This is a genomic window from Mycolicibacterium alvei (assembly GCF_010727325.1).
In the GTDB taxonomy this organism is placed as follows: domain Bacteria; phylum Actinomycetota; class Actinomycetes; order Mycobacteriales; family Mycobacteriaceae; genus Mycobacterium; species Mycobacterium alvei.
Window position 1 is genome coordinate 3,385,325 of record NZ_AP022565.1, and the last position, 25,365, is coordinate 3,410,689.

Annotated in this window: 20 protein-coding genes; 11 read left to right on the forward strand and 9 right to left on the reverse strand. The window is 67.7% G+C overall.

Going from position 1 to position 25,365, the window contains the following annotated elements; all coding sequences use genetic code 11:
• Positions 1 to 18 precede the first annotated feature (18 nt).
• Positions 19 to 4,239, forward strand: coding sequence for an alpha-(1->3)-arabinofuranosyltransferase (locus G6N44_RS16190; protein ID WP_179964583.1), 4,221 nt, complete (start codon positions 19 to 21; stop codon positions 4,237 to 4,239).
• Here the strand turns inward: G6N44_RS16190 and G6N44_RS16195 are convergent.
• Genes G6N44_RS16195 through G6N44_RS16205 form a run of 3 tightly spaced genes read right to left on the reverse strand, consistent with a single transcriptional unit; the run spans position 4,226 to position 7,509 of the window.
• Positions 4,226 to 5,167 (reverse strand): R2-like ligand-binding oxidase, encoded by a 942-nt coding sequence (locus G6N44_RS16195; RefSeq protein ID WP_163665652.1) that lies wholly within the window; start codon positions 5,165 to 5,167, stop codon positions 4,226 to 4,228. The genes G6N44_RS16190 and G6N44_RS16195 overlap by 14 nt on opposite strands.
• Before the next feature lie 14 nt (positions 5,168 to 5,181).
• Entirely contained in the window at positions 5,182 to 5,862 is a 681-nt protein-coding gene (locus G6N44_RS16200; protein ID WP_163665654.1) for a TetR/AcrR family transcriptional regulator, read from the reverse strand.
• A 54-nt stretch (positions 5,863 to 5,916) separates the two neighbouring features.
• Positions 5,917 to 7,509, reverse strand: a complete 1,593-nt coding sequence (locus G6N44_RS16205; RefSeq protein WP_163670033.1) for an MFS transporter — start codon at positions 7,507 to 7,509, stop codon at positions 5,917 to 5,919.
• Between the two features lie 34 nt (positions 7,510 to 7,543).
• On the opposite strand from G6N44_RS16205, the gene G6N44_RS16210 reads away from it, so the two are divergent.
• Positions 7,544 to 7,864 carry a GNAT family N-acetyltransferase gene (locus G6N44_RS16210; protein WP_163665655.1) on the forward strand — a complete coding sequence of 107 codons (321 nt, stop codon included), beginning with the start codon at positions 7,544 to 7,546 and terminating at the stop codon, positions 7,862 to 7,864.
• Positions 7,865 to 8,000: 136 nt separating this feature from the next.
• The gene (locus G6N44_RS16215) at positions 8,001 to 8,975 is read left to right on the forward strand and encodes a phosphotriesterase family protein (protein WP_163665657.1); all 975 of its coding nucleotides are present in this window, start codon (positions 8,001 to 8,003) and stop codon (positions 8,973 to 8,975) included.
• A 3-nt stretch (positions 8,976 to 8,978) separates the two neighbouring features.
• Here G6N44_RS16215 and G6N44_RS16220 read toward each other — a convergent pair whose 3' ends face one another.
• Positions 8,979 to 10,097, reverse strand: a complete 1,119-nt coding sequence (locus G6N44_RS16220; RefSeq protein ID WP_179964584.1) for an acyltransferase family protein — start codon at positions 10,095 to 10,097, stop codon at positions 8,979 to 8,981.
• 239 nt (positions 10,098 to 10,336) lie between these two features.
• On the opposite strand from G6N44_RS16220, the gene G6N44_RS16225 reads away from it, so the two are divergent.
• Complete coding sequence (locus tag G6N44_RS16225; protein ID WP_163665659.1) at positions 10,337 to 11,527, forward strand: cell envelope lipid trafficking protein PgfA; 1,191 nt, start codon at positions 10,337 to 10,339, stop codon at positions 11,525 to 11,527.
• A gap of 19 nt (positions 11,528 to 11,546) precedes the next feature.
• Positions 11,547 to 13,208, forward strand: coding sequence for an MmpA family trehalose lipid delivery protein (locus tag G6N44_RS16230; protein ID WP_235683098.1), 1,662 nt, complete (start codon positions 11,547 to 11,549; stop codon positions 13,206 to 13,208).
• A gap of 71 nt (positions 13,209 to 13,279) precedes the next feature.
• Here G6N44_RS16230 and G6N44_RS16235 read toward each other — a convergent pair whose 3' ends face one another.
• Positions 13,280 to 14,449 (reverse strand): glycosyltransferase family 4 protein, encoded by a 1,170-nt coding sequence (locus tag G6N44_RS16235; RefSeq protein ID WP_163665661.1) that lies wholly within the window; start codon positions 14,447 to 14,449, stop codon positions 13,280 to 13,282.
• A gap of 48 nt (positions 14,450 to 14,497) precedes the next feature.
• Here G6N44_RS16235 and G6N44_RS16240 point away from each other — a divergent pair, with 48 nt between their 5' ends.
• A complete protein-coding gene (locus tag G6N44_RS16240; protein ID WP_372508207.1) occupies positions 14,498 to 15,256 on the forward strand; it encodes a class I SAM-dependent methyltransferase in 759 nt (252 codons plus the stop codon).
• Between the two features lie 55 nt (positions 15,257 to 15,311).
• Positions 15,312 to 16,784, forward strand: coding sequence for an aldehyde dehydrogenase (locus G6N44_RS16245; RefSeq protein WP_163665664.1), 1,473 nt, complete (start codon positions 15,312 to 15,314; stop codon positions 16,782 to 16,784).
• A gap of 134 nt (positions 16,785 to 16,918) precedes the next feature.
• On the opposite strand, the gene G6N44_RS16250 is transcribed toward G6N44_RS16245, so the two are convergent.
• From G6N44_RS16250 to G6N44_RS16260, 3 genes are all read right to left on the reverse strand, one after another.
• A complete protein-coding gene (locus G6N44_RS16250) occupies positions 16,919 to 17,467 on the reverse strand; it encodes a dihydrofolate reductase family protein (RefSeq protein ID WP_163665666.1) in 549 nt (182 codons plus the stop codon).
• A gap of 3 nt (positions 17,468 to 17,470) precedes the next feature.
• Entirely contained in the window at positions 17,471 to 18,394 is a 924-nt protein-coding gene (locus G6N44_RS16255) for a helix-turn-helix domain-containing protein (RefSeq protein WP_163665668.1), read from the reverse strand.
• Between the two features lie 63 nt (positions 18,395 to 18,457).
• On the reverse strand, positions 18,458 to 19,315 hold the full coding sequence (locus tag G6N44_RS16260; protein WP_163665670.1) for an arylamine N-acetyltransferase family protein: 858 nt from the start codon (positions 19,313 to 19,315) through the stop codon (positions 18,458 to 18,460).
• 219 nt (positions 19,316 to 19,534) lie between these two features.
• Here G6N44_RS16260 and G6N44_RS16265 point away from each other — a divergent pair, with 219 nt between their 5' ends.
• The 4 genes from G6N44_RS16265 (at position 19,535) to G6N44_RS16280 (ending at position 24,594) form a co-directional block, all read left to right on the forward strand.
• A complete protein-coding gene (locus G6N44_RS16265; protein WP_163665673.1) occupies positions 19,535 to 20,344 on the forward strand; it encodes a 1-acyl-sn-glycerol-3-phosphate acyltransferase in 810 nt (269 codons plus the stop codon).
• Positions 20,345 to 20,419: 75 nt separating this feature from the next.
• Entirely contained in the window at positions 20,420 to 21,988 is a 1,569-nt protein-coding gene (gene fadD12, locus G6N44_RS16270; protein ID WP_235683099.1) for an acyl-CoA ligase FadD12, read from the forward strand.
• Positions 21,981 to 23,210 carry an alpha/beta hydrolase gene (locus G6N44_RS16275; RefSeq protein ID WP_163665677.1) on the forward strand — a complete coding sequence of 410 codons (1,230 nt, stop codon included), beginning with the start codon at positions 21,981 to 21,983 and terminating at the stop codon, positions 23,208 to 23,210. The genes fadD12 and G6N44_RS16275 overlap by 8 nt, the downstream gene beginning before the upstream one ends.
• A gap of 10 nt (positions 23,211 to 23,220) precedes the next feature.
• Positions 23,221 to 24,594: an FAD-binding oxidoreductase gene (locus tag G6N44_RS16280; protein ID WP_163665679.1), complete on the forward strand. Its 1,374-nt coding sequence runs from the start codon at positions 23,221 to 23,223 to the stop codon at positions 24,592 to 24,594.
• An 18-nt stretch (positions 24,595 to 24,612) separates the two neighbouring features.
• Here the strand turns inward: G6N44_RS16280 and G6N44_RS16285 are convergent, their stop codons facing one another.
• Complete coding sequence (locus G6N44_RS16285) at positions 24,613 to 25,212, reverse strand: hypothetical protein (protein WP_163665681.1); 600 nt, start codon at positions 25,210 to 25,212, stop codon at positions 24,613 to 24,615.
• Positions 25,213 to 25,365 lie beyond the last annotated feature (153 nt).

The following is a 25,365-nucleotide window of genomic DNA, read 5'->3' on the forward strand; positions in this document are numbered from 1 at the left end:
CGGGAAGCTGACCCGCCACTGGCGCGGCGCTGGCTGTGGGTCGTCGCCGTCGCGACACTGCTCCTGACTTTCGCCCAGTCGCCCGGAGAGATATCACCCGATACCAAACTGGACCTCACCGCCAATCCGCTGAGGTTTCTGGCTCGCGCCTTCAATCTGTGGAACAGCGACCTACCGTTCGGGCAGGCACAGAACCAGGCCTACGGCTACCTGTTTCCCCACGGCGCGTTCTTCCTGGCCGGCGATCTGCTGGGGATCCCCGGCTGGGTCACCCAGCGGCTGTGGTGGGCCCTGCTGCTGACCGTGGGCTTCTGGGGTTTCATACGGGTCGCCGAGGCCTTGAACGACGGGCGGGGCATCGGCAGCACCAGTTCGCGTGTCCTCGGTGCGCTCGCGTTCACCCTGTCGCCGCGTGTACTGACCACCCTCGGTGCGATCTCGTCCGAGACGCTGCCGATCATGCTGGCACCGTGGGTGCTGTTGCCGGTCATCCTGGCGTTTCGCGGAGCCGCGCCGGCGGCGACATCCTGTCAAGGCGACCGGAACCTGCGGCTGATGGCTGCCCGGTCCGCGGGCGCTGTGGCGTTGATGGGCGCGGTCAACGCGGTCGCGACACTGACCGGTTGCCTGGCCGCGATCATCTGGTGGGCCTGCCACCGGCCGAACAAGCTGTGGTGGCGATTCACCGCGTGGTGGTTCGGCTGCACGGCACTGGCCATCGCCTGGTGGGTCGTGGCCCTGGTGATGCTGGGTCGGATCAGCCCGCCTTTTCTGGACTTCATCGAATCCTCGGGCGTCACCACACAGTGGATGTCGCTGACCGAGATGCTGCGCGGCACCCACACCTGGACCCCGTTCGTCGCCTCCTCCGCCACCGCGGCGGCATCACTGGTGACAAGCACCGTCGCGGTGCTGGCGACCACCTTGGTGGCGGCGGCCGGATTGGCCGGGCTGGCGCTGCGTTCGATGCCGGCGCGGGGCCGCCTGATCACCATGCTGTTGATCGGTGTGGTGCTGCTCGGCCTGGGCTATTCCGGGGGGCTGGGCTCCCCGGTGGCGACGGCCGTCCAGGATTTCCTGGACGGAACGGGCACGCCGCTGCGCAACCTGGCCAAGCTCGATCCGGTGCTGCGACTTCCGCTGGCGCTGGGTCTGGCTCATCTGTTGGGTCGGATCTCACTGCCGGGCAGCGTGCCCCGGCCGGTGTGGTTGCGGGCCTTCGCCCGGCCCGAATACGACAAGCGCGTCGCGGTGGCGATCGTGGTGCTCGCCGCGCTGGCCGCCGGTACGTCGCTGGCCTGGACCGGCCGGATCGCCCCCGCCGGAACATTCACCGCGATCCCGCAGTACTGGCACGACACCGCGGACTGGCTCGACGAACACAACACCGACCGGGGCCGGGTCCTGGTCGCGCCCGGTGCCCCGTTCGCCACCCAGACCTGGGGCAACAGTCACGACGAGCCGTTGCAGGTACTGGGATCGAGCCCGTGGGGCGTGCGGGATTCGATCCCGCTGACGCCGCCGGAGACGATCCGTGCGCTGGATTCGGTGCAGCGGTTGTTCGCCGCCGGCCGCCCTTCCGCAGGGCTGGCCGATACCCTTGCCCGGCAAGGTATTTCGTATGTCGTCCTGCGCAACGACCTGGACCCCGACGTGTCCCGGTCAGCCCGTCCCGTGCTGGTACACCGCGCGATAGAGGGGTCCCCCGGACTGTCCAAGGTGGCCGAGTTCGGTGACGAGGCGGGGCCGGGGACATTGGAAGGCTTCGTCGCCGACAGCGGCCTGCGTCCGCACTACCCTTCCGTCGAGATCTACCGGGTGGATACCGGCGGGACCAACCCGGCCGCACCGTATCTGGTCGACACCGACGCGATGACCCGGGTGGCCGGCGCACCCGAGGCGCTGCTGCGACTCGACGAACGCCGCCGCCTCGCCGGCCTGCCCCCGCTGGGCCCGATGTTGCTGACCACCGACGCCGAGCGCGCCGGCCTGCCCGTGCAACCGGACGGATCCGCCGGGGTGATCGTTACCGACACCCCGACCGCCCGCGAGATCGACTACGGCCGAGTCGACGACCACGCCTCGGCAATCCGCACCCCCGACGACGCCCGCCACACCCACAACCGTGTCCCGGACTACCCGGCGGGCGGGGCCACGCCGGTCTACGGCAAATGGGATGGCGGACGGGTATCGGTATCGAGTTCGGCGGCGGACTCCACCGCCCTGCCCAATGTCGCACCGGCCACCGGGCCCGCCGCGGCGATCGACGGCGACGGTTCGACGTCATGGGTGTCCAACGCCCTGCAGGCCGCAGTCGGCCAGTGGCTGCAGGTCGATTTCGATCACCCGGTCACCAACGCCACGCTGACCATCACGCCCAGTGCGACGGCGGTCGGTGCCCAGGTGCGGCGCATCGAGGTGGCCACCGCGACCGGTACCAGCAGCCTGCGCTTCGACACCGCAGGTCAGCAGTTGACCATCCCGCTGCCGGTCGGCGAGACCCCGTGGGTGCGGGTCACCGCGGCCGCCACCAACGACGGTTCGGCCGGTGTGCAGTTCGGCATCACCGATCTGTCCGTGACCCAGTACGACGCATCGGGATTCGCCCATCCCATCAACCTGCGGCACACCGTAGAGGTACCGGCGCCGCCAGCGGATTCGACTGTCGCGCAATGGGATCTGGGAACCGAACTACTGGGCAGGCCCGGGTGCGCCGACAGTCCGGTCGGGATCCGGTGCGCGGCAGCGCTGGCACTGGCCTCCGAGGAGCAGGTCAACCTGAGCCGCACGCTGACGGTGCCGAGGGCCACCGATGTCGAGCCGACGGTGTGGATCCGGTCCCGTCAGGGGCCCAAACTCGCCGATCTGGTCGCCCAACCCGGGACCACCCGCGCCTCCGGTGACGCCGACCCGATCGACGTACTCGGGTCGTCCTATGCCGCCACCGACGGTGACCCGCGCACCTCGTGGACCGCGCCGCAACGCGTTGTCCAGTTCAAGGCGCCGCCCACGCTGACGCTGAAACTGCCCGCACCGGCCGAAGTCGGCGCGCTGCGCATCGATCCCGGCGCCAGCCAACCGCCCGCGCACCCGACGCTGGTCGCGATCGACCTGGGCGACGGTCCACAGATGCACGAACTCCCCGACAACGGCGGAGCCCAGACCGCACAGCTCAAACCGCGGGTCACCGATACCATCACCGTTTCGCTGCTGGACTGGAACGACATCATCGACCGCACCTCGCTGGGCTTCGACCAACTCAAGCCGCCCGGACTGGCCGAACTGACCGTCCTCGACGTCCACGGCAAGCCCGTCGCGGCCGCCGACTCCTCCGCCAATCGCAAACGGGCAGTGTCACTTCCGTGCGGGCAGGGTCCCATCATCGGCGTGGCCGGGCAGTTCATCCAGACCTCGGTGCGCACCACCGTGGGGGCACTGCTCGACGGCGACCCGATTCCGGCCCGGACCTGCCGGACCGGTCCGATCACCCTGCCTGCCGGCCAACAGGAACTCCTGGTCAGCCCCGGTGCCGCGTTCGTCGTCGACGGTGTCGTGCTCAACACGCCGACGGCCTCCCAACTACGCACGGCCACAACAACTTCCGTCGACGCCCCGGTGTGGTCACCGGACCTCAGGCAGGTGGACGTGCCGCCGTCAGACAAGGCACGCGTCCTCGTGGTGCCCGAAAGCGTGAGCCCGGGATGGATCGCACGAACTGCCGATGGCGCCGCCCTGACAGCGGTGAAGGCCAACGGTTGGCAGCAGGGCTGGGTGATCCCGGCCGGCAAGGACGGGCCGGTGACGCTGTCCTTCCCGTCGAACCGTCCCTACCGGTTCGGTTTGATCGGCGGGCTCTCGCTGCTGCCGATACTGGCTCTGCTGGCGCTGTGGCCGGCCCGGCGCCGCAGCCCGGATCTCGATCCGGTGCGGCCATGGCAACCCTCCCCCAACCTGATCGCCGCCGCGGTACTCGCGACGGGGACCGCGATCGCCGGTCTGCCGGGACTGCTGGTCGCCGGGGCCACGTTGGGCGTGCGCTACCTACTGCGTGACCGCCACGGTTGGCAGGAACGGCTGACCGTGGCGGTGGCCGCGGGCGGGCTCACGTTGGCCGGCGCAACGCTGAGTCAGTACCCCTGGCGCTCGGTCGACGGTTATGTCGGGCACTCGCCGTGGGTGCAGTTGCTCGCGTTGCTGTCGGTCACCGTCGTAGCGGCCTCCACGGTCAACCGGCCGTGACCAACGCCCGCGCATCCTCGTCGGCGAACGTGTCCTCCAACTGCAGCGGCGAGTAGTCGAGATCGATCTCGGCCAGCGGACGGCCGCGGGCACTGCTGATCGTGCCGAATCGGCGCATCCCCTTGTCTGCCGAGTACTGCATGAACTCGTCCACCTGAAGACCGAACGGGATGTCGGGCGTGTACAGGGCAAACCCCTCCTCGGTGAGGCGTAGTGCCAGCGGGATGAGCTCGTTCATCCGGGTTTCGAACACCGCCCAGTTGGCGTCATCTGCGGCGACGTGCCTGCGGCAGGTGAAGGTGCCCCACGCCATGTGCCTGCGCTCGTCGTCACCGATTCGACGGACCAGCTCCTGCATGCCCGGAAGAATGCCCCGCCCCACACAGATGCGGTGCCAGGCGAAGTACCCGGTAAGCGCCAGCATGCCCTCGACCACGTGGTTGTACACCACCGACGCACGCACCTGCGCGGCCGGCGAGGGGTCGACGAGCAGCTTCTCCAACGACTCCGGTAGCTCCTCGTAGAAGATCTGGCGGTAGGCCGGCAGATCGTCGAAATAGCCGTGCAGATCCTCGGTGACACCGACCGCGTCCAGCCACATCCGGAACACCTGGGTGTGCTTGGCCTCCTCGAATGCGAACTGCGTCAGATACATCTCGTCACCGAGGCGGCCCTCGGCGGCCATCGCGCTCATGAACGGCTGGATGTCGTTGGTGACGGCCTCCTCGCCGGCGATGAACTGCGCACACAGCCGGGTGGCGTACTCACGTTCCCGGTCGGTCAACGACTCCCAGTCCTCCCGATCCCGGGAGAAGTCGATGTCGGCCGGATTCCAGAACTTCGCATTACCCCCGGCAAAGAGCTTCAGCGGCAAGCTGTCCCAATTGAGACCGCCCGCCGCAAGCGAACCGAAATGTGTCCTGGTCATGGAAATTGGCCTCCTCAGATGTGATGGGCTGTTTCGGTGGACGCCGGGAAATTGGGTACCGCGAATGCGGCCTTCAATACTCCGACGAGTCTGCGTACTGCGAGTGCCGGCTGCTCAGGGCTGGGCTCGTCCAGACCCAGGACCGGGTCCATGCCGCGCACATACGGCGCGAGCGCCAGGTGCGGGAAGATCATCAGCAACAGGGACAGCAACGCATCGACGTCGGAGTCGGGTCTCAGGTCTCCGCGGGCCTGCGCATCGCGCACCAGGGGCCGGAGCACCTCGAGGTAGTGGCGGTGGACCACGGTGCGCACACTGACCCGGGCGTCGACGTCGACCTCGAAACTGGCCGCGGCGTGCAGCGCCCGTTCCCTGGGGTGATCGGCGAAGTAGGCCACCCAGTCGTCGAGCAGGACCGGGAGGAAATCGAAGAACGGGCGGCTGGGATCGAGCTCGCGGATCCGGCCTTCCATATACGACCGCACCCGTTGGCTGGCCACATCGGCGATGAAGGCATACAGGTCGCGCTTGTCCGCAAAGTATTGGAACAAGCTACCTTTCGCGACGCCGGCCTTACGCGCGATCACATTGAGGCTGCCGCGGGAGTATCCGTGCGCCCCGAACTCCGCCTCGGCGGCCGCGATCACCGCGGCCCGACGAGCGGGATCCACACGTGCCCAGGTGACCGTTGGCATCTGCGCCTCCAGATTGGATGACCACTGGTCATATTACTGTGATGACGCTCACAGTCAAGGAGTTTTCACGGCGATCAGATGGTGCGAAACCGGGTCGCTCTCGACCCACCGTTTCACCGACTGCTCGATGAGCAGGTCATTACCGGTGAGGCGGGTGCGGTGCTGTCGCACATGCTCGTCCCAGGACCCCACCACGAACGCCTCGACGAAAACCGCGTCACGCTCGACACTTCGGAACAACTGCCACTGCGTGGCCCCGGTGCGCTGCCGAGACCGACCGAGCACAGCCATGGCAGCGAAGAATTCGGCCTCGTGTTCGGGTGGCACCCGGTAGGAGATCAACACCAGCACGGGACCATCGGGCGGTGCCGGCTCGAACACCAGCGCCGGTTCGGGCCAGTGCGCGGACGGCGTCAGGTCGAGATCGCCGGTGCGCGCGTGCAACGGCCACCACCAGGCCGAGACCGCGCACAGCCCCAACAGCCCGGCGCTGACGAGCAGTGCCGTGACGGTGCTCGCCGCGCCCGCGGCCAGGCCCCACACGAGCGAACCGATCGCCTGCCCACCCATGAAGGTCAGCTGGTACACCGACAACCCGCGAGCCCGCACCCAGGCGGGCAGGCTCAACTGCATCGAGGCGTTGAGCGTGGACAGCGCCAACAGCCAGGAGGTACCACCCACCACCAGCGCCGCCAGCACCACGCCGAAGTTGTCGACCAGCGCCAGAACCACAGTGGCCCCGGCGAATCCGAATGCCGCGACGATCAGCAGGGCGTTCATACCGAACGCGAACTGGAGCCGGCCCAGGACGAGGGCACCGAGCACCGCCCCCACCCCCAGTGCACCCAACAGCAGCCCGTACCCGGTTGACGACAACCCCAGCTGACGCTGGGCGACGACCGGCAGCAGACCCCACAGCGCGCTGCCCGGCGCGATGAACAACACCGTCCGTAACAGGATCCGCCGGACGATCGGCGAACTGCGGATGAAGCGGCCTCCGGCGCTCAGCGCGGCCAACGGTCGCTCGGCGGGCAGCAGCTGCTCGGTCGCGGGGCGGCGCCACAGCAGCAGCACCACGACGATGCCGGCGAACGAGACCGCATTGAGCGCGAACACCAGCGTCGGACCGGACAGGGAAACCAGTGCTCCGGCGATCGCCGGGCCGATCGCCCTGGCGCCGTTCACGCTCATGCTGCCCAATGCGGCAGCAGCCGGAATCTGTTCGCGTGGAACAAGATCAGGTTGGATAGCCTGCCAGGCCGGGGCGGTCAGCGCCTGTCCACAGCCGATCAGGAACAGCAGGGTCAGCAATACCGTCGGCGTGGCCAGACCGGCACCGGTCAGCGTCGCCAGCGCAGCCACGCCGGCCGCCATCGCACCCTGGGTGGCCAGCAGCAGCCTGCGCCGGTCGACCAGATCAGCGAGTACGCCCGACGGCAGAGCCAGCAACATGACCGGCAAAGTCGTGGCGGTCTGCACCAACGGAACCAGCACCGGGGCGCGCGGATCCCCGACCAGCATCCACTGCGCCCCCACCGTCTGCATCCAGGTACCGAGGTTTGAGACGAACTGCGCAACCCACAGCGCCCGGTAGATCGGCGACGCCAACGGTGCCCACGTCGACGTTGCGGTGACGGCCATCCTCATCATCGTGCCAGTGCCGCTGGGGCATAGTGAGGACATGGCTGAAGTCCGCAACATTCCCGAAGCGCACCATTACGAGATCACCGTCGACGGTGTGCACGCCGGCATTGCGGCGTATATCAACTCCGGCGACCAGCGCATCTTCCATCACACCGAGATCGACGAGGAGTTCGGCGGCCGCGGCCTGGCCGGCGAATTGGTAGCCGAGGCGCTCACCGACACCCGGGAGTCCGGCAAGCGCATCGTCCCGGTCTGCTCATTCGTCGCCCGGTATGTGCAGAAGCACCACGACTTCGACGACGCCCTCGACCCGGCCACCCCGGAGGTGCAGGCCCTGGTCGAGGCCGCCGCGGGGTAAAAAGCCAAACCTCGCGCTACACCTTGGTGGCGGTCACCAGGAGGGCCGGCATCGAAATCCGTGGCACCGCAACGGTACTGCCCGGGACTGGACGTAACCGCCACACACAACCGACTGATCCGCCTAGCATCGGGGCGTGCCGACTGTGAACACCGCGCGTGGCGCGATCGATACCGCTGAACTCGGGACGACGCTCATGCACGAGCACGTCTTCCTCATGACGAGCGAGGTCACGCAGAACTATCCGGACGACTGGGGCAGCGAAGCGGACCGTGAGGCCGACGCGATCACCCGACTGAACAACCTCAAGGCCCACGGGGTGGACTCCATCGTCGACCTCACCGTGATCGGACTCGGCCGCTACCTGCCCCGCATCGCGCGGATCGCCGCTGCGACCGAGATCAATATCGTCGTCGCGACCGGTCTGTACACCTACACGGACATCCCGATGACGTTCTGGTTCCGCGGCCCCGGCACCGCGATGGCCGGACCCGAGCCGATGACCGAACTCTTCGTCCGCGACATCGAGGAGGGGGTGGCCGGAACGGGCATCAAGGCCGCAATCCTCAAGTGCGCCACCGACGAACCCGGCGTCACCCCCGGGGTCGAGCGGGTCCTGCGGGCCGTGGCCCAGGCGCACCGCCAGACCGGGGTACCGATCTCCACCCATACCCATGCCGCCACCCGCCGTGGCCTGGAGCAGCAGCGCATCTTCGCAGAGGAGGGCGTCGACCTGTCCCGGGTGGTGATCGGCCACTGCGGTGACACCACCGACATCGGCTACCTCGAGGAGTTGATCGCCAACGGCTCCTACATCGGCATGGACCGGTTCGGCGCCGACATGTTCCTCCCCTTCGAGGATCGTGTCGCCACCGTCGCGACACTGTGCGAACGCGGCAACGCCGAGAAGATGGTGCTCTCGCACGATGCCTGGTGCTATTTCGACGCGCTGCCCGACGCGGTGACGGCGATCCTGCCCGGCACCGGTTACCTGCACATCCACAACGACGTACTCCCCGCGCTGCGGGAGCGCGGCGTCACCGAGGAACAGATCACCACGATGCTGGTCGACAATCCCCGCCGGATCTTCGACCGTCAGGGTGGGTACTGAGCGTCAGCGCGCGGCCGGCGCGGGCTCGGGCTCGTCGGTGATCGAACTGTCCAGCGGCGGCACCGGACTCTCGTTCCGGTACTCCCAACGGCGCAACGCCTCCCGACACGGGGACTCGACCAGCGCGTAGCTCACCGCGGCCAGGGCGAAGCCGAACACCAGCGTCAGTACCAACACCACCAGCATCTGCCCGTTGAACAGGAACTCCCCGATCATCGGGAACACCATGGCCAACGCCGCCAGGTGCCACACGAACAACCCGTAGGACCAGCGGCCCAGCGTGACCATCACCCGGTTGCCCAGTATTCGGTGGGCGGTGCCGGGACGATCGAGGACCAGCGGGGCCAGCAGCGCGCCCGCGACGATCGCGCCCATCGCGGTCTTCAGCGTCACCTGGCCGACCGAACCGGGCCGCAGACCTTCCAGGCCGGCCAGCGGCGAGGCCGCGATCCCGAACGCCACCGCGGCGATGACCGCCATCAACACCCGGCGCCGGGCCAACCGGTGCACCCAGCCGAACGGACTCACGGTGAGTTCAGCCAGCACCATCCCCGCGGCGAACCAGGAGAAGAACGCCGGCGGCCAGTTCCACGGGTTGAGCCCGGTGGTACCGGAGAACGGGATGCGCACCCACAACAGGCTCAGCGCCGCCAGCGCGATGATCACCCCGATGCGGGCCCGCACCGGCAGCCGCCGCGCCAGCAGGGCCAGCACCGGCAGCGCCAGATAGAAACTCACCTCCACCGACAGGCTCCACATCTGGGTGAGCCCCGCGATCAGCGTCAGCGGCACGTAGATCTGCACCAAGGTCAGGTTGGCCAGCCACACCGTCAGATCGGCCTTGGCCTCCGGGAGCAGCAGAATGATCACCACGACGGCCACCACATAGCCGGGCATGATGCGCACGACGCGGGAACGCAGGTAGTGACCGGTGCGCGGCCGGGGTCGCAGACCTCGGGCAGCGGCGGCATGGCCGCGCCACAGCAGGAACCCCGACAACGCGAAGAACACCGCGACCGCGAGGTCGAACCGGCCGAAGAACCGGCCGCCCACCCCGGTGGTGTGTCCGGTCTGGAACGCGACGTGGGTGAGCACCACACCCATGGCAGCGCAGGCGCGCATACCTTCGACAGCCGGCAGGAAGCTACGTGTCCCGCCGACCTGAGATTCCGCTCCGGTTTCCGGGTTCGGTGCTCCGGTGGCCACGGCGACCAGTGTGCCGCCCGGCGGCAACCCCGCCAAACTGCGGGTTAACGCCCCCCGGGGGATGTCACCGGAGTAAGCAATGGCCTTAGATAGTGCTGTTAGGGTCGAACGGGTTTGCCTCACGACGAGTTGGCCCACACTGAAGGAGGCACGGCTTGAACCGCGCAGTGGCGCTGCGTATCGCGGCATGCGGACTGATGGGGCTGGGTGCAGCCCTGCTGATCGCCGCACTGTTGCTGACCACGTATACCAAGGGCAAGATCGCCAAGATCCCGCTCAATCTGGACACCAGCCTGGTCAGCGATGGGACCGCGACCGCTTTCGATCCGAAATCGCTGGTCGCCGAGAAGTTCTCGGTGGACCGCAACGTCCCGGTGGCATTGCAGCAACAGGTCAGTGTGGAGTCACCGTCGAACGCCGAAGTGGTGACGCTGCAGGTGGGCAGCACCTTGCGGCGCACGGACCAGCAGAAGGACTCCGGCCTGCTGTTGGCGATGGTGGATACCGTCACCATGAACCGCAGCACCGCACTGGCAGTGTCCAGCGACAACAACCCGGGCGGCGCCCTGCAGAAGCCGCGGGCCATCGAGGATGAGAAGCCGCCGACCAACGTCGCGCTGCCGCACGACGGCCTGACCTACCGGTTCCCGTTCGACACCGAGAAGAAGACCTACCCGTTCTTCGACCCGATCGCGCAGAAGGCGTTCGACGCGAACTACGACGGTGAAGAAGACGTCAACGGGCTGACCGCCTACCGGTTCATCCAGAACGTGGGCTACGACTCCAACGGCAAGCTGGCCGATCCGGTCAAGTACTCGTCGCTCTACGAGGACGACGCCGACAGCACGGTCACCGCGAGCCCCGAGATGTGGGGTGTGCCCGGCGAACCCGATGAGCGGATCACGATGGACCGCTTCTACGCCGCGCAGCGCACCTTCTGGGTCGACCCGGTGTCGGGCACCATCGTCAAGGCCCAGAATCACGGCTACCAGTACTACGCCCGTGACGCGCTCAAGCCCGAGGTGACCTACGTCGACTACAAGGTCACCTACAACGAGGAGACCGTGGAATCCCAGGTCGCAGCCGCTCAGGATGAGCGGGACCGGGTGTCGCTGTGGACCCGCATCCTGCCGATCACGTTCACCGCACTGGGCCTGTTGGCGCTGGTCGGCGGCGCTGTGGTGGGGTCGTTCGCGATCCGTGCGGAATCCACGCTGATCGATCCCGGGCTCGACACCGCCGATCACGGCTTCTTCGACACCCAGGGCTTCCAGGTGCCCGGCGCGGAGGCCAAGACCGAGAAGCTCCCCGCCCAACGGCCGTCCGATCTGCCACCGGACCGCTGATCTGAGCCTGCGCTCTGCCCTGCTGCCGGCCTACGCGCTGGCACTGTCGTTATTGGTAACCGGGCCCCTGCTGGGGCCCGGTTACCTGCTTTTGCGGGACGCCGTCTCCACCCCGCGCTCGTACCTGACCGATGCGGCGCTGGGGTTGACCGAAGCCGCGCCCCGCGCCCTGCCGCAGGATTTCTTCATCGCCCTGACCTCGACCGTGCTGGACGGCGGCATGTTGGTCAAGGTCCTGCTCGTGGCGGGCCTGTGGCTGGCCGGGTGGGGGGCCGCACGACTGGCCGCGACCGTGCTGGGATCTGGCCTGCCGGGCCAGTTCATCGCGGCGACGCTGGCCGTCTGGAATCCCTACGTGGCCGAACGGTTGCTGCAGGGGCACTGGAGCCTGCTGGTCGGTTACGGCTGCCTGCCCTGGGTGGCGGTGTGCGTGCTGCGCCTACGCAGCGGTTCGGGTGTCGCAGCGTTGTGGGGCCTGGCGTTCTGGACCGCGCTGGCCGGGTTGACGCCGACGGGCCTGATGCTGGCCGCGACGGTCGCCCTCGTCTGTGTTGCGGCCCCGGGCACCGGTTGGAGACGTCTGCGGGTCGCCGCCCTCGCGTTGGGATCCGCGGTTCTGGCTGCGATGCCGTGGCTGGTGGCCGCAGCTGTCGGTGGCACGGTGTCGGCTCCGTCATCGGCGGCCGGGGTTCATGCGTTCGCCGCGCGCGCCGAGCCGGGGTTGTCCACCCTGGGCAGCCTGGCCGGTCTGGGTGGCATCTGGAACGGTGAAGCGGTACCCGGTTCACGCACAACGCTTTTCGCACTGGTGGCCACCGCGGTGTTACTCGGAATCGTCGCACTCGGGCTTCCTGTGGCGGTGCACAAACGGACCGCGCGACCGCTGCTGATCCTGGCCGCCGCGGCGGTGCTGATCCCGGCCGCGATGGCCACCGGCCCCGGACTGGCGTTCGTCGACGCGGCGATCCGGGCCGTGCCCGGCCTCGGCGTGGTGCGCGACGGGCAGAAGTGGGTGGCGCTGGCCGTGCCGGGCTACGTCCTGGCCGCTGCCGCCGCGCCGGTCACGCTGCGCCGGGCGCGGGTGCCGTTGGCGGCTTCGGCCGCGGTGGGCTGTGCAGCACTGATCGCGGTCTTGCCGGACCTTGCCTGGGGTGTCGGCAATCAGATGCGTGCGGTGCAGTACCCGCAGGGATGGAGCATCACGGCCGAGGCGATCAATGCGGATCCCCGTCCGGTGGCAGTACTTCCACCGGACAGCATGCGGTCGTTCTACTGGGCCGGTGCCGCGCCGGTACTCGACCCGCTGCCCAGGTGGCTGCGCGCCGAGGTGCTGTCGACCGGAGATCTGGTGATCGGTGGTCAAGTAGTGCCCGGCGAGGGAACGCGGGCCCATGCGGTGCAGGATCTGCTGCGTTCGGGCGCAGACCGGCAGACTATGGCCGACGCCGGTGTCGGCTGGTTGGTAGTCGAAACCAACGGTGCGCCGGCAAAACTGGATCTCCCGGTGGCATACCGGGATGGCGATATCGCCGTGTACCGGATGGGCGGCGACCACCCGGCCTCACCGCACCGAAACCTGTTGATCGCTGCCCATCTGGTCTGGCTGCTGGCTGTGGTCGGCGCGGCGATCGGGACGGCGGTCAGTTCCTGGCGAGGCCGCGCGTGCAGAGCTCCGCGTTGACTTTGAACTGACGCTGCATTTGTGCGGGTAGCGGTGTGCGTGGTTTCAAAGTCAACCTACGCGGCCATTGGCTATACCAGTCCGCTGACGTAGCTGCCCTCGTGCACCGATTCCAGCACCACCCGCATCGCGTCGGCGCTGAGTGTCCAGGAGAACTCGTCACTGCGGGCCTGGGCCTTGCTGCCCAACTGCACGCGCAGCACCGGGTCGCTCAACAGCTGATCCAGCCCGGCGACCAGGGCGTCACGGTCCTCCACGAGTAGCCCGGTGACCCCGTCGACGATCGAGTCGGTGAGCCCACCGGAGGCGTGGTAGCCGACGGTCGGCACCCCGTGCTGGGCCGCCTCGGTGACCGCAAGCCCCCAGCCCTCTTTCCTCGACGGCAGCACATGTACCCAACTCTGCTGCAGCACGCGATGTTTGGTCTGTTCGTCGACGTGCCCGTGGAATGTCACCGAATCGGTGATGCCCAGCAGCTCGGCGTGCTCGACCAACCGCTGCCGCCACCAGCCGCCGCCGAGGATGTCCAGGTGCAGCCCGGGCATCTTGGTGCGCAGCGCCGCGACGGCTTCCAGGGCATCTTCGATCTGCTTGTGCGGCACCAGCCGGGACAGCACCACCAGGCGCGGGCTGGTCGACCGCGGCAGCTCAAGGGTGGGACCGGGAGCCTCGTCAAGTCCGTTGCGTACCACCGCAATCCGGCCGGGGTCGACCCCGAGCTCGTTCAGATCGCGCGCCGAGGGCAGAGACACCGTGACGTATTGGTTGCGACGGTGCAGTCGCGGGGAGAGTTTCGACTCGACGAACCAGCCGATCCGGCCCTTCATCGGGCCGGCCACCGGCCACAGTTCCCGATGACAGTGGTGCACGAGCACCGCGACCCGGCGGCCGAATGCGAGGCGGGCCAGGAACGGCAGGCCGTTCTGGGTGTCGACGACCACATCGGGCCGGACCTTGCGCAACGGTCCGAGACCGACGCGGGAAGCCACCATGGCCAGCCCGGCCCAGATGTACACGCTGTAGGGTCCGCCGGCCCGGTTGATCTGCACGCCGTCGACCACCTCGCGCCGGGCCGCCCCGGGGTAGCGCGCGGTACGCAGCGTGACGTCGACTCCGTCGTCGGCCAGGCACGCGCCGATCCGCTGCAGATACGCCTCGCTACCGCCGCCCTGGGGATGCCCGGTGTCGCGCCAGCACAAGAGCAGGACGCTCCGGAGGCGGGGGGCGGGACGGGCAGACATCGAGTTGAGGGTACCGGTCAGTAAGTTGGGTTGGTGCAGCCCAGCAACATCTCGGCGCGCTTCGCCCGCCGGGCAAGCTTGAACCGGTCAGTGCGTCTGCTGGCGCAGTTCCGGTTCGAGCAGACCGAACCGGCCCGTTTCTACGGCGCGCTGGCCACCGATACCGTCGCCATGACCACCGACCTGTGGACCGGGGCCACGGGTGAATCCCCTGCCGGTCGCACGGTGCTCGACGTGGGTGGCGGGCCCGGCTATTTCGCGTCGGCGTTCGACGCCGCGGGTATGCACTACATCGGGGTGGAACCCGATCCTCGCGAAATGCACGCCGGACCTGCAGCGGACGCCACAGAAGGCACGTTCGTCCGGGCGTCGGGGATGGCGCTGCCGTTCGCCGACGACAGCGTCGACATCTGCCTGTCCTCCAACGTCGCCGAGCATGTGCCGCACCCGTGGCGGCTCGGCAACGAGATGCTGCGGGTCACGAAGCCGGGTGGTTTGGTGGTGTTGTCGTACACGGTCTGGCTCGGCCCGTTCGGCGGCCACGAGATGGGGTTGACGCACTATCTGGGCGGCGCCAGGGCCGCCGAGCGCTACACCCGCAAACACGGCCATCGACCCAAGAACGACTACGGCTCGTCGTTGTTCGAGGTGTCGGCGGCCGACGGTCTGCAATGGGCGGCCGGCACCGGCGCTCTGATCGCGGCTTTTCCTCGCTACCACCCACGATGGGCCTGGTGGATGACTGCGGTGCCAGGGTTGCGGGAGTTCCTGGTGAGCAATCTGGTGCTGGTCCTGAGACCGTCCTGACCATCCACTGGAACAGGTTCTCGTTTTTCCGGGAAATCTGGGTAATGTGACGCTCATGACACAGAGCACGGCATTGAAAACCACGTGGGACAAGCTGTTCATCGGCGGTCAGTGGACCGATCCGTCGACCAGTGACGTCATCGAGGTCTTCTCCCCCGCCACCGGCGAGAAGGTCGGGCAGGTGCCGCTGGCCGCCAAGGCCGACGTCGACGCCGCGTGCGCCGCGGCCCGCAAGGCCTTCGACGAGGGCCCGTGGCCGCGGATGACGCCGAAGGAGCGCGAGGCCGTCGTGGCCAAGGCGACCGCGCTGATCGAGGCACGCGCCGACGACTTCAAGGCGCTGCTGGCGCTGGAGACCGGCCAGCCGCCCACCATCGTCGACATGATGCAGTACGGCGCCGCGATGTCGACGCTGAACTTCTACGCCTCGGCCGCCGACAAGTTCGCGTGGAAGGACATCCGCGACGGTCTCTACGGCCAGACTCTGGTGCTGCGGGAGCCGGTCGGTGTCGTCGGTGCCGTCGTCGCCTGGAACGTGCCGTTCTTCCTGGCCGCCAACAAGCTGGGTCCGGCCCTGCTGGCCGGCTGCACCATCGTGCTCAAGCCCGCCGCCGAGACCCCGCTGACCACCAACCTGATGGCCGAGATGTTCGCCGAGGCCGGCCTGCCCGAAGGCGTGCTGTCGGTCGTCCCCGGCGGCCCGGACACCGGTCGCGCGCTGACCGACAACCCCGCGCTGGACAAGTTCACCTTCACCGGCTCCAGCGCGGTCGGCAAGGAGATCGGCAAGATCGCCGCCGAGAAGCTCAAGCCCTGCACGCTGGAGCTGGGCGGCAAGTCCGCGGCGATCATCCTCGAGGATGCCGACCTGGACTCCACCCTGCCGATGCTGATCTTCTCCGGCCTGATGAACGCCGGCCAGGCCTGCGTGGGCCAGACCCGCATCCTGGCCCCGCGGTCGCGGTATGACGAGGTCGTCGAGAAGGTCGCCGCCGCCGCCGGCGCCCTGCAGTGCGGTCTGCCCGACGATCCGGCGTCCATGATGGGTCCGCTGATCAGCGAGAAGCAGCGCGAGCGGGTCGAGGGCTACATCAAGAAGGGCGTCGAGGAGGGTGCCCGCATCGTCACCGGCGGTGGCCGGCCCGAGGGCCTGGACGGCGGCTGGTTCGTGCAGCCGACGGTGTTCGCGGATGTCGACAACTCGATGACCATCGCCCAGGAGGAGATCTTCGGGCCCGTGCTGGTCGTCATCCCGTTCGACGACGAAGCCGACGCGGTGCGGATCGCCAACGACTCGGTGTACGGCCTGGCCGGTTCGGTGTACACCACCGACTACCCCAAGGCGATCGAGATCGCCTCGCAGATCCGGACCGGCACGTACGGCGTGAACATGTACGCCTTCGACCCGGGCGCCCCGTTCGGCGGGTACAAGAACTCCGGTATCGGCCGCGAATGCGGACCGGAGGGCATCTCGGGCTACTGCGAGTCCAAGAGCGTGCTGCTGCCGTTCGGCTACACCCCGGAGTAGATCTCCCCGAAAGCCGGAAGGCGCCCTGGGACTGCGGTTTCGGGGCGTCTTTCGTTCGGGTGAGTTCATCCGGCTCGAACCCTCTCCTCGGCGAGCAGACGCTGCGGTACCCGAGATCACGCGAAATGGGGTACCTACGCGTCTGCTCGCGCTGATACGTCAGCGGCCCTGACCCAGCGGACGCAGACGAAGTCGCCGTTGCGTGCGGATTCGGCCTGCGTCCACTCGGACCGGACCGGCAGCACCGGTGACCCTGCCCCCAGGGAGCAGGGTGCATAGCTGACGATCATCTCGTCGATCAGCCCGGCCGTGACGAATTGGGCGGCAACCTCCCCGCCGCCGACCACCCAGACGTCCTTACCTGCCGCGGCAGCCGCCAGCCGGGGGTGCAGTTCGGCTACCTCACCGGAAAACACCTGCACCGGATGCTCGGTGGACACGATCGCGGGACGATGGGTCAGCACCCACGTCGGTTGCTCGTACGCCCACTCGTCGGGCTGGTTCTTCACTATCCACTCGTAGGTCGACGACCCCATCACCAGGGCGCCAATGGTTTTGATGAAATCGTCGTAGCCGAACGGGCCCTGCTGGTCGATGTCGCGCGAGATCAGCCAGTTCAGGCTGTCCTCGGTGTCGACGATGAAACCGTCCAGGCTCGATGCGGTGTAGTACACGGTCTTCACCGGTCAGTCCCTCCTCATCCATTCGAGTGGGTCGCCCCGGTCGACGTCGAGACCATGGCGGGCCAACATGGTCCGCACCAGGGCACGCCGGTGTGCCGAGTAGGTCAGCACATGCGCGACAATCCCGTACAGCTGAAAGGATTCGGGCGGATCGCACAGTGCGTCGATCACGGTGTCGCCCAGCCGTCCCGCTGCCGAGTACTCCGATATCAGTGTGGTCCAGCGCTTCCCGATGACACGCTGGTGCGCCGCGAGTTGCCCGGCCGTCGTCTGGCTGGTGGTTGACCGCGACGGAAAATCCCGACCCTCGATGGTCGCCAGCCAAACCTCTTTGGTCCACACGATCGCCCCGAGCACGGTCGCGACGCTGGGTTCCGGACCGTCCCAGTCCAGCACCACCTGCTCCGGTGAAACCTCTTGTACCCATTGCTGTTCGGAGAGCGCAGCGGCGGCACCGATCAGGTACTCGGTGTCGGCGACATCGTGTACGAGCATGAACTGGGCGATATCGGGACCGGATGACTCTCCAGGGTCGGCGTCACACCACAATGACTGTGGCGGATGGAAGTGCACCCCGTTGGGAGCGGTCAACCGGAATCCGACATCGCCGGCACGTGAGGGCGGCACGCCGAAGACGCGGCGAAACGCCCGCGAGAACACCTCGGCCGACGACCAGCCCTCCGCCTCGGCCACCTCAGCCACCCCGGTGCCCTGCTGCAACCGCCACGCCGCGCGCTCGAGCATGACCCGTCGGCGCAGCGCCGCGGGTGGCTCCCCGGTGAGCCTGCGCACCTCCCGGGAGAAGTGAAACTCCGATGCGTAACTGCTGCGGGCCATGTCGCCGACACCGGAGTTGTCGTCGTCGACGACGGCGTCGAGTAGTTCCCGTAGCCGGTCACGCCCGTTCGGTTGAACCTCCACGGTCACCGAGTATCGTCCGCCACCCGGCCTCAGGACATGACATTTCCTGCTGTGATCGCCCCGCCCGCGTCAGCTGTCCAGCACCTGCGCCACCCGGGCCTCGACGTCGACACCGTCGAGGTCGGACAGGTCCACCCCGAACCGTTCGGTGAGTGCATCGAGAACCTGTGCGGCGGTATCAAATCGGATGCGTTCGGTCTCACCGCTGCGGTGGATGGCCAGGTTCCGGCCGCGCAAGTTGATCCGCGCGTCGTCGGTGATCAGCGCCGCGGACAGCCCGACCACGAAGACACCACCGGGATGCGTTGACACATACCAGCTTCCGACTTCCAGGTCGATACGCGGTTGCGGCACCGTGGTGAACCGGTACAGCGGCTGCCACTGGCCGCGGACCTGCGCGGCCAACTCGTACTCCGGCTCACCGCGGGTCGGCAGTTCGAGCAGCCGGTAGGGCTCGTGGCGGGTCTGCTGCACCGCACCGGTCTGCAGCCGGATCGGCGACGGGAGCGTCTGGCCGCCGAAGCCGACGTCGACCAGGAAGCGTCCGGGCTCCCCGGGAACCGTCACGGCCAGCACGTGGTGGGTGAGTGCGGGCAACGGAGCGTCGGGTTCCTTCATCCACACCACCCGCCCGGCCAGACGGTCGACGCCGTACCCCAACTCGTCCAGGGCGTAGCCGAGAAGTCCGTTGTGCTCGTAGCAGTAGCCACCGCGGCGCCGGGTGATCAGCTTGTCGGTCAATGCCGCTGCACCGAGATCGGCGACCGGGAGGCCCAGCAGCGGGTCGAGGTTCTCGAACGGGATGGACCGGCCGTGCGCGGCGACGATCGCCCGCAAGGTGTCGGAGTCCGGTTGCGTCGAACCGTGGTAGCCGATCCGGCCGAGGTAACCGGGCAGATCGAATGCGTCAGATGGCGATGGGCCCATGACGGCCAATGATGCTGCCTCAACCGGGGTACAGGTCAACTCGACTGTGACGAATCCGTTGGAGCCATAGCCGCGCCGTACGACCGGCGGTTTTGAGAGGATTGACGGCAGCTACCCGGCAGTAGGGAAATCAACCCGCCAAGCAAATGGGTTTTTTGCCCACGACCTGGGTACACTAGCAAAACTAGAACACGTTCCAATCCATATCAGGGGGACCCTGTGGCCGCGACCGACATCGACCCGTCCGAAATCACCAAGTGGGATCCGGGCCTGACCGAGAAGGTCATGGGCTTCCTGCGGCCGCTCATCAAGGGCTACCACCGGGCCGAGGTCCGCGGGCTGGACAGCTTCCCCAACGGCGGGGCGCTGGTGGTGTCGAACCACTCAGGCGGCCTGTTCGCACTCGACGTCCCGGTGTTCGCGACGGGGTTCTACGAGAAGTTCGGCTACACCCGCCCGGTGTACACGCTGAGCCACGACATGCTGATGGTCGGCCCGACCGCCGCGTTCTTCAAGAAGACCGGGTTCATCCGGGCCAGCCATGAGAACGCGGACGAGGCACTGCGCTCGGGGGGCGTGGTCGTGGTGTTCCCCGGCGGGGACTACGACGTGTACCGGCCGACGCTGTCGGCGAACAAGATCGACTTCGCCGGGCGCACCGGATACATCAAGGCGGCCATCAACGCCGGCGTCCCGATCGTGCCCATGGTCGGCATCGGCGGCCAGGAGACCCAGCTCTACCTGTCTCGTGGCACCGGGATCGCCAAGGCGCTCGGACCGATCGCGCGGCTGGCGCACACCAAGGTGGTTCCGCTGTCGTTCGGTTTCCCGTTCGGCCTCTCGGCGGTGCTGCCGCTGAACGTCCCGTTGCCGACCAAGATCGTGATGAAGACGCTGGACCCGATCGACATCGTCGCCGAGTTCGGCGAGGACCCCGATATCGACGAGGTCGACGCGCACGTCCGCCGGGTCATGCAGCGCGCGCTCGACAAGCTGGCCGAAGAGCGCCGCTTCCCGGTGATCGGCTGAGCACCGGTGAATCCGCTGGATCTGCTGACCGGACCGCTGGACCGGGTCACCGACACCGTCGGCCTCGTCGCCACCATGCGCCGGGCCGGAATCATCACGGCGATGCGCCCGGACAAGTACGTGCGCATCGCTTCGGCGATGGCCCGCGAAAACATGAGCATCACTTCGGGTTTCGCGGCCTCAGCTCAGCGTTGCCCGAACCGGCCCGGCCTGGTCGACGAGCTCGGCACGCTGACCTGGCAGCAGGTCGACCAACAGGCCGACGCCCTGGCCGCCGGCCTGCAGGCGCTGCCGGGCGGTGAGCCGAAGGTGCTGGGCATCATGGCTCGCAATCACCGTGGTTTCGTGCTGTCGCTGATCGCCGCCAACCGGATCGGCGCCGATGTGCTGCTGCTCAACACGTCGTTCGCCGCACCGGCCATGGCCGAAGTGGTCGACCGCGAAGGAGTCGACGCGGTCATCTACGACGAAGAGTTCACCGACACCGTCGAACGGGCCCTCTCCGACCGGCCGAGCGCCGCACGGATCGTGGCGTGGACCGACACCCACGCCCACGACGTCACGGTGGCCAAGCTCGTCGAGCAGCACCGCGGCCAGGAGCCCCGCCGGGCAACCGAGAAGAGCAAGGTCATCCTGCTGACCTCGGGCACCACCGGAACTCCCAAGGGCGCCAAGCATTCCGGGGGCGGACCCGAGGTACTCAAGGCGATCCTGGATCGCACCCCGTGGCATACCGAAGATCGGGTCGTGATCGTGGCGCCGATGTTCCACGCCTGGGGTTTCTCCCAGCTGGCGTTTGCAGCGTCGATGGCCTGCACCATCGTCACCCGGCGCAAGTTCGATCCCGAAGCCACGCTCGAGCTCGTCGACCGGCACCGGGCCAAGGGCCTGTGCGTGGTGCCGGTGATGTTCGACCGGATCATGGACCTGCCCGCGAACGTGCTGAATCGCTACGACGGCCGTTCGTTGCGGTTCGCCGCGGCGTCAGGATCGCGGATGCGCCCCGACGTCGTCACCGCCTTCATGGACCGGTTCGGCGACATCATCTACAACAACTACAACGCCACCGAGGCCGGCATGATCGCCACCGCAACCCCGGCCGACCTGCGTGCTGCACCCGATACCGCCGGTAAACCCGCCGAGGGCACCGAGATTCGTATTCTCGACGGTGAGTTCCGGCAGGTTCCTGCCGGGGAGGTGGGAACCATCTACGTGCGCAACTCAACCCAGTTCGACGGTTACACCTCCGGTAGTACCAAGGACTTCCACGAGGGTTTCATGTCCTCGGGCGATGTCGGTTACCTCGACGAGGCGGGTCGCCTGTTCGTGGTGGGCCGCGACGACGAGATGATCGTCTCCGGTGGTGAGAACGTGTACCCGATCGAGGTGGAGAAGGTACTGGCCGGCAATCCCGATGTCGCCGAGGCTGCGGTCATCGGTGTCGACGACGAGAAGTACGGTCAACGACTCGCGGCGTTCGTGAGACTCTCCGGCACCGCCACGGCCGATGACCTCAAAGCGTATGTTCGGGAGAACCTCGCCAATTACAAAGTGCCGCGGGAGATCACCGTGCTCGACGAGTTGCCGCGCAACAGCACCGGCAAGATCGACCGCCGCCAACTCCAGGAGATGGTGAATGGCTGACCGCCGACGACTGCTGGCAGCGGCCGCCGAGTTGCTCAACGCTGCCAACGCAGTGAAGCCCCTCGGGCGCAGGGGTTACAGCACCGTCCAGTCGTTCGCGTTCGGCTGGCCGACCTCGGAAAACGCCCCCCTGGTGATCACCGTGTCGGCTCTCGATGCGCTACGTCGCGGTATCCGGGGCGACTACCGCTCCGCGGGCGGTCGAATTTCGTTGCTGCTCAAGGCGATTTCCTGGGGACTGTTGGTGCTGGTGCACCGGCGCGGTGTGCAGTCGCGACTCTATTTCGAGAATCCGGTGCACGAGGCTCTCGCCGACGAGTACCCGGCGGCGTTGCGACCCCTACGTCGCGGCGAGGTGTATTCCACGTCGATGAGCCGACGCCGCTACGCCCGCAAGACCATCCATTACGGCCCGCACCGGGCCAACGTCGCCGATATCTGGATGCGCCCGGACCTGCCGCGGGACGGCAAGGCGCCGGTGCTGGTACAGATCCCGGGCGGCGCCTGGATGATCGGCATGCGCCGGCCGCAGTCGTATCCGTTGATGAGCCACCTGGCCGAGCAGGGTTGGATCTGTGTGTCGATCGGCTACCGGATCAGCCCGCGGCACCCGTGGCCCAATCACATCATCGATGTGAAGCAGGCCCTGGCCTGGGTGAAGGCCAACATCGCCGAGTACGGCGGCGATCCGGACGCGGTCTGCATCACCGGTGGATCGGCGGGCGGGCATCTGACCGCACTCGCCGCGCTCACACCCAACGACCCCAAGTGGCAACCGGGTTTCGAGGATGCCGACACCTCGGTGGCCGCCGCGGTACCCGTCTACGGCCGCTACGACTGGTTCAGCACCACCGGACCCGGGCGCGAAGAATTCATGGAGATCCTGCAGCGGCTGATCGTCAAGGCTCCACTGGCCACCAATGACCAGCTGTACCGGGATGCCTCGCCGATCACCCTGGTGCACCCCGACGCACCCCCGTTCTTCGTGCTGCACGGGACCAACGACTCACTCATCCCGGTGGTCGAGGGTCGCGATTTCGTCGCGGCGTTGCGGAAGGTCTCCAAGTCCCCGGTCGTCTACGCCGAGATCCCGCATGCCCAGCACGCGTTCGACTTCTTCGGCTCACCCCGCGGCCACTACACCGCCGATGCCGTCGCGGAGTTTCTGACCTGGGCGCGCGCCCGGGCCAAGCTCACCTCGAGCGCCGCTGCCGATCGGTAAACTCCTGACGATGTCCGCACCGGACGCTGAGATCGCCACGCTCGTCGCCGACCTACCCGACGGCGCGGTGATCACCGACCCCGCCGTGATCGAGGGATATCGCCGTGATGCCGCACTCGATCCCGAGGCGGGTGTACCGCGAGCCGTGGTGCGGGCCACCGGCACCGAGGACGTGCAGGCCGTGCTGCGGTGGGCGAGTGCGCACCGCGTCGCCGTGGTGCCCAGGGGCGCAGGATCGGGACTCGCCGGCGGTGCCAACGGCGTCGACGGCGGCATCATCCTCAGCACCGAACGGATGCGGCAGATCCGCATCGACACCGCGAACCGCACCGCCGTGGTGCAACCCGGCCTGCTGAACTCCGAGGTGAAGCGGGCCGCCGCCGAGCACGGCCTGTGGTATCCGCCGGATCCCGGCTCGGTGGAGATCTCCTCGATCGGTGGGAATGCGGCGACCAATGCGGGCGGACTGTGCTGTGTGAAGTACGGGGTCACCAGCGATTACGTGCTCGGAATGCAGGTGGTGCTGGCCGACGGCACGGCCGTCCGGCTGGGTGGCCCGCGCTTGAAAGACGTTGCGGGCCTGTCATTGACGAAGCTGTTCGTCGGCTCTGAAGGCATCCTCGGGGTCATCACCGAACTCACGCTGCGGCTGATCCCGGCGCAGCCTCCGGCGTCGACGGTGGTTGCGGTGTTCGCCTCGGTGGAGGACGCGGCGGACGCGGTCGTGGCGATCACGGCCAAAGTTCGGCCGGCCATGTTGGAGCTGATGGACCACGCCACCATCAACGCGGTCGAGGACTACCGCCGGATGGGCCTGGACCGCTCGGCACAGGCATTGCTGCTGATCCAGTCGGATGCACCGGGCGCGGCAGCCGAGGAGATCGCCCACATCGTCGAGGCCTGCGAAAAATCCGGGGCCACCGAGGTTTACGCGACTGACGACCCCGAGGAAGGGGCTGCCTTGACCGCGGCCCGGCGACTCGTGGGCCTGGCCCTGATGCAGCTGGGCACGTTCTATCTCGAGGACGTGACGGTGCCGATACCCGACCTGCCGGCATTGGTGGCCGGGATCAAACGCATCGCCGATGACTGCGACGTGCTGATCTGCGTCGTCGCTCATGCCGGCGACGGGAACACCCACCCGGTGGTGGTGTTCGACGCCGAGGATCCGGACATGAGTGAGCGGGCCCGGGTGGCATTCGCCCGGGTCATGGAGCTGGCGATCGCCATGGGCGGCACCATCACCGGCGAACACGGTGTCGGCCGACTCAAGAGGGATTGGCTGCCACTACAACTCGGCGACGATGTGATGGCGTTGACCCGTCGCATCAAAGACGCCCTCGACCCGCTCGGCATCCTCAGTCCGGGCTCGGTGCTGCGCTAGCTTTCCCCGCAGGAAATGTCAGCTTTCGGCCAGCACCCCGTGCAGGGCCTTCTTCGCCTCACTGATTGCCGCGAGCAGATTCGTCCGCACCTCACCGAGCTTGGCCTTCTGTTCGTCGGTGCCCGTGAACGCGATGGTGCGGGCCAGACCCGCGACCTCGTGCAGACCGGTGCGGATCTTGATGACGTCGGCGAACTTACCCACCTTGCCCAACAACGCGTGCGCGGTCTCTGTGGTGACACCACGCCAGGCCAGCAGCTGGGTGCCGAATTCGGTCAGCGTGGCAACGCCGTCAGCGACGGTGACCACACCGCGGCCTGCCAGCGCTGCGATGGCCAACTCGACGATGTCCAGCGGTGGGGTGAAGGCACCGTCCGTGGCTTCGGTGGTGCGCTCGACGATCTGTTCAGCCGTGGCGGGCCCGTCGAGCAGGAGCGCCGCTGTCCCGATCACGGCACGCTTGAGCGCGAAACCGGGTCCGAACCCCTTACCGAAACCGGGGCCGCCGAAGCCTCCGCCGAACCCTCCCGGGCCGAAACCACCCTGTCCTTCATGGCCGCAGCTGCCACCGCCGAATCCCGCCGGACCCCAGCCGCCACCGAATCCTCCAAAACCCATGTCACACATCCTTTTCCAGATCTCATCCGGACCGACGGAACGCGGCCGAGTAGGAGTATCAAGTTCCTTGATACGCCCAGATCGCGACCAGTTCAATGAGATCTGGCTGAGAACTCGTTGAGCTGTGGGCGAAACCGCACGATCGATCCGGAT

Coding starts and splice junctions, on each gene's coding strand:
- G6N44_RS16195 (WP_163665652.1), bottom strand. CDS start 5,167: ATGACCAGGACACATTTCGGTTCGCTTGCGGCGGGCGGTCTCAATTGG.
- G6N44_RS16200 (WP_163665654.1), bottom strand. CDS start 5,862: ATGCCAACGGTCACCTGGGCACGTGTGGATCCCGCTCGTCGGGCCGCG.
- G6N44_RS16205 (WP_163670033.1), bottom strand. CDS start 7,509: ATGAGGATGGCCGTCACCGCAACGTCGACGTGGGCACCGTTGGCGTCG.
- G6N44_RS16210 (WP_163665655.1), top strand. CDS start 7,544: ATGGCTGAAGTCCGCAACATTCCCGAAGCGCACCATTACGAGATCACC.
- G6N44_RS16220 (WP_179964584.1), bottom strand. CDS start 10,097: ATGCGCGCCTGCGCTGCCATGGGTGTGGTGCTCACCCACGTCGCGTTC.
- G6N44_RS16235 (WP_163665661.1), bottom strand. CDS start 14,449: ATGTCTGCCCGTCCCGCCCCCCGCCTCCGGAGCGTCCTGCTCTTGTGC.
- G6N44_RS16245 (WP_163665664.1), top strand. CDS start 15,312: ATGACACAGAGCACGGCATTGAAAACCACGTGGGACAAGCTGTTCATC.
- G6N44_RS16260 (WP_163665670.1), bottom strand. CDS start 19,315: ATGGGCCCATCGCCATCTGACGCATTCGATCTGCCCGGTTACCTCGGC.
- fadD12 (WP_235683099.1), top strand. CDS start 20,420: ATGCGCCGGGCCGGAATCATCACGGCGATGCGCCCGGACAAGTACGTG.
- G6N44_RS16275 (WP_163665677.1), top strand. CDS start 21,981: ATGGCTGACCGCCGACGACTGCTGGCAGCGGCCGCCGAGTTGCTCAAC.
- G6N44_RS16280 (WP_163665679.1), top strand. CDS start 23,221: ATGTCCGCACCGGACGCTGAGATCGCCACGCTCGTCGCCGACCTACCC.
- G6N44_RS16285 (WP_163665681.1), bottom strand. CDS start 25,212: ATGGGTTTTGGAGGATTCGGTGGCGGCTGGGGTCCGGCGGGATTCGGC.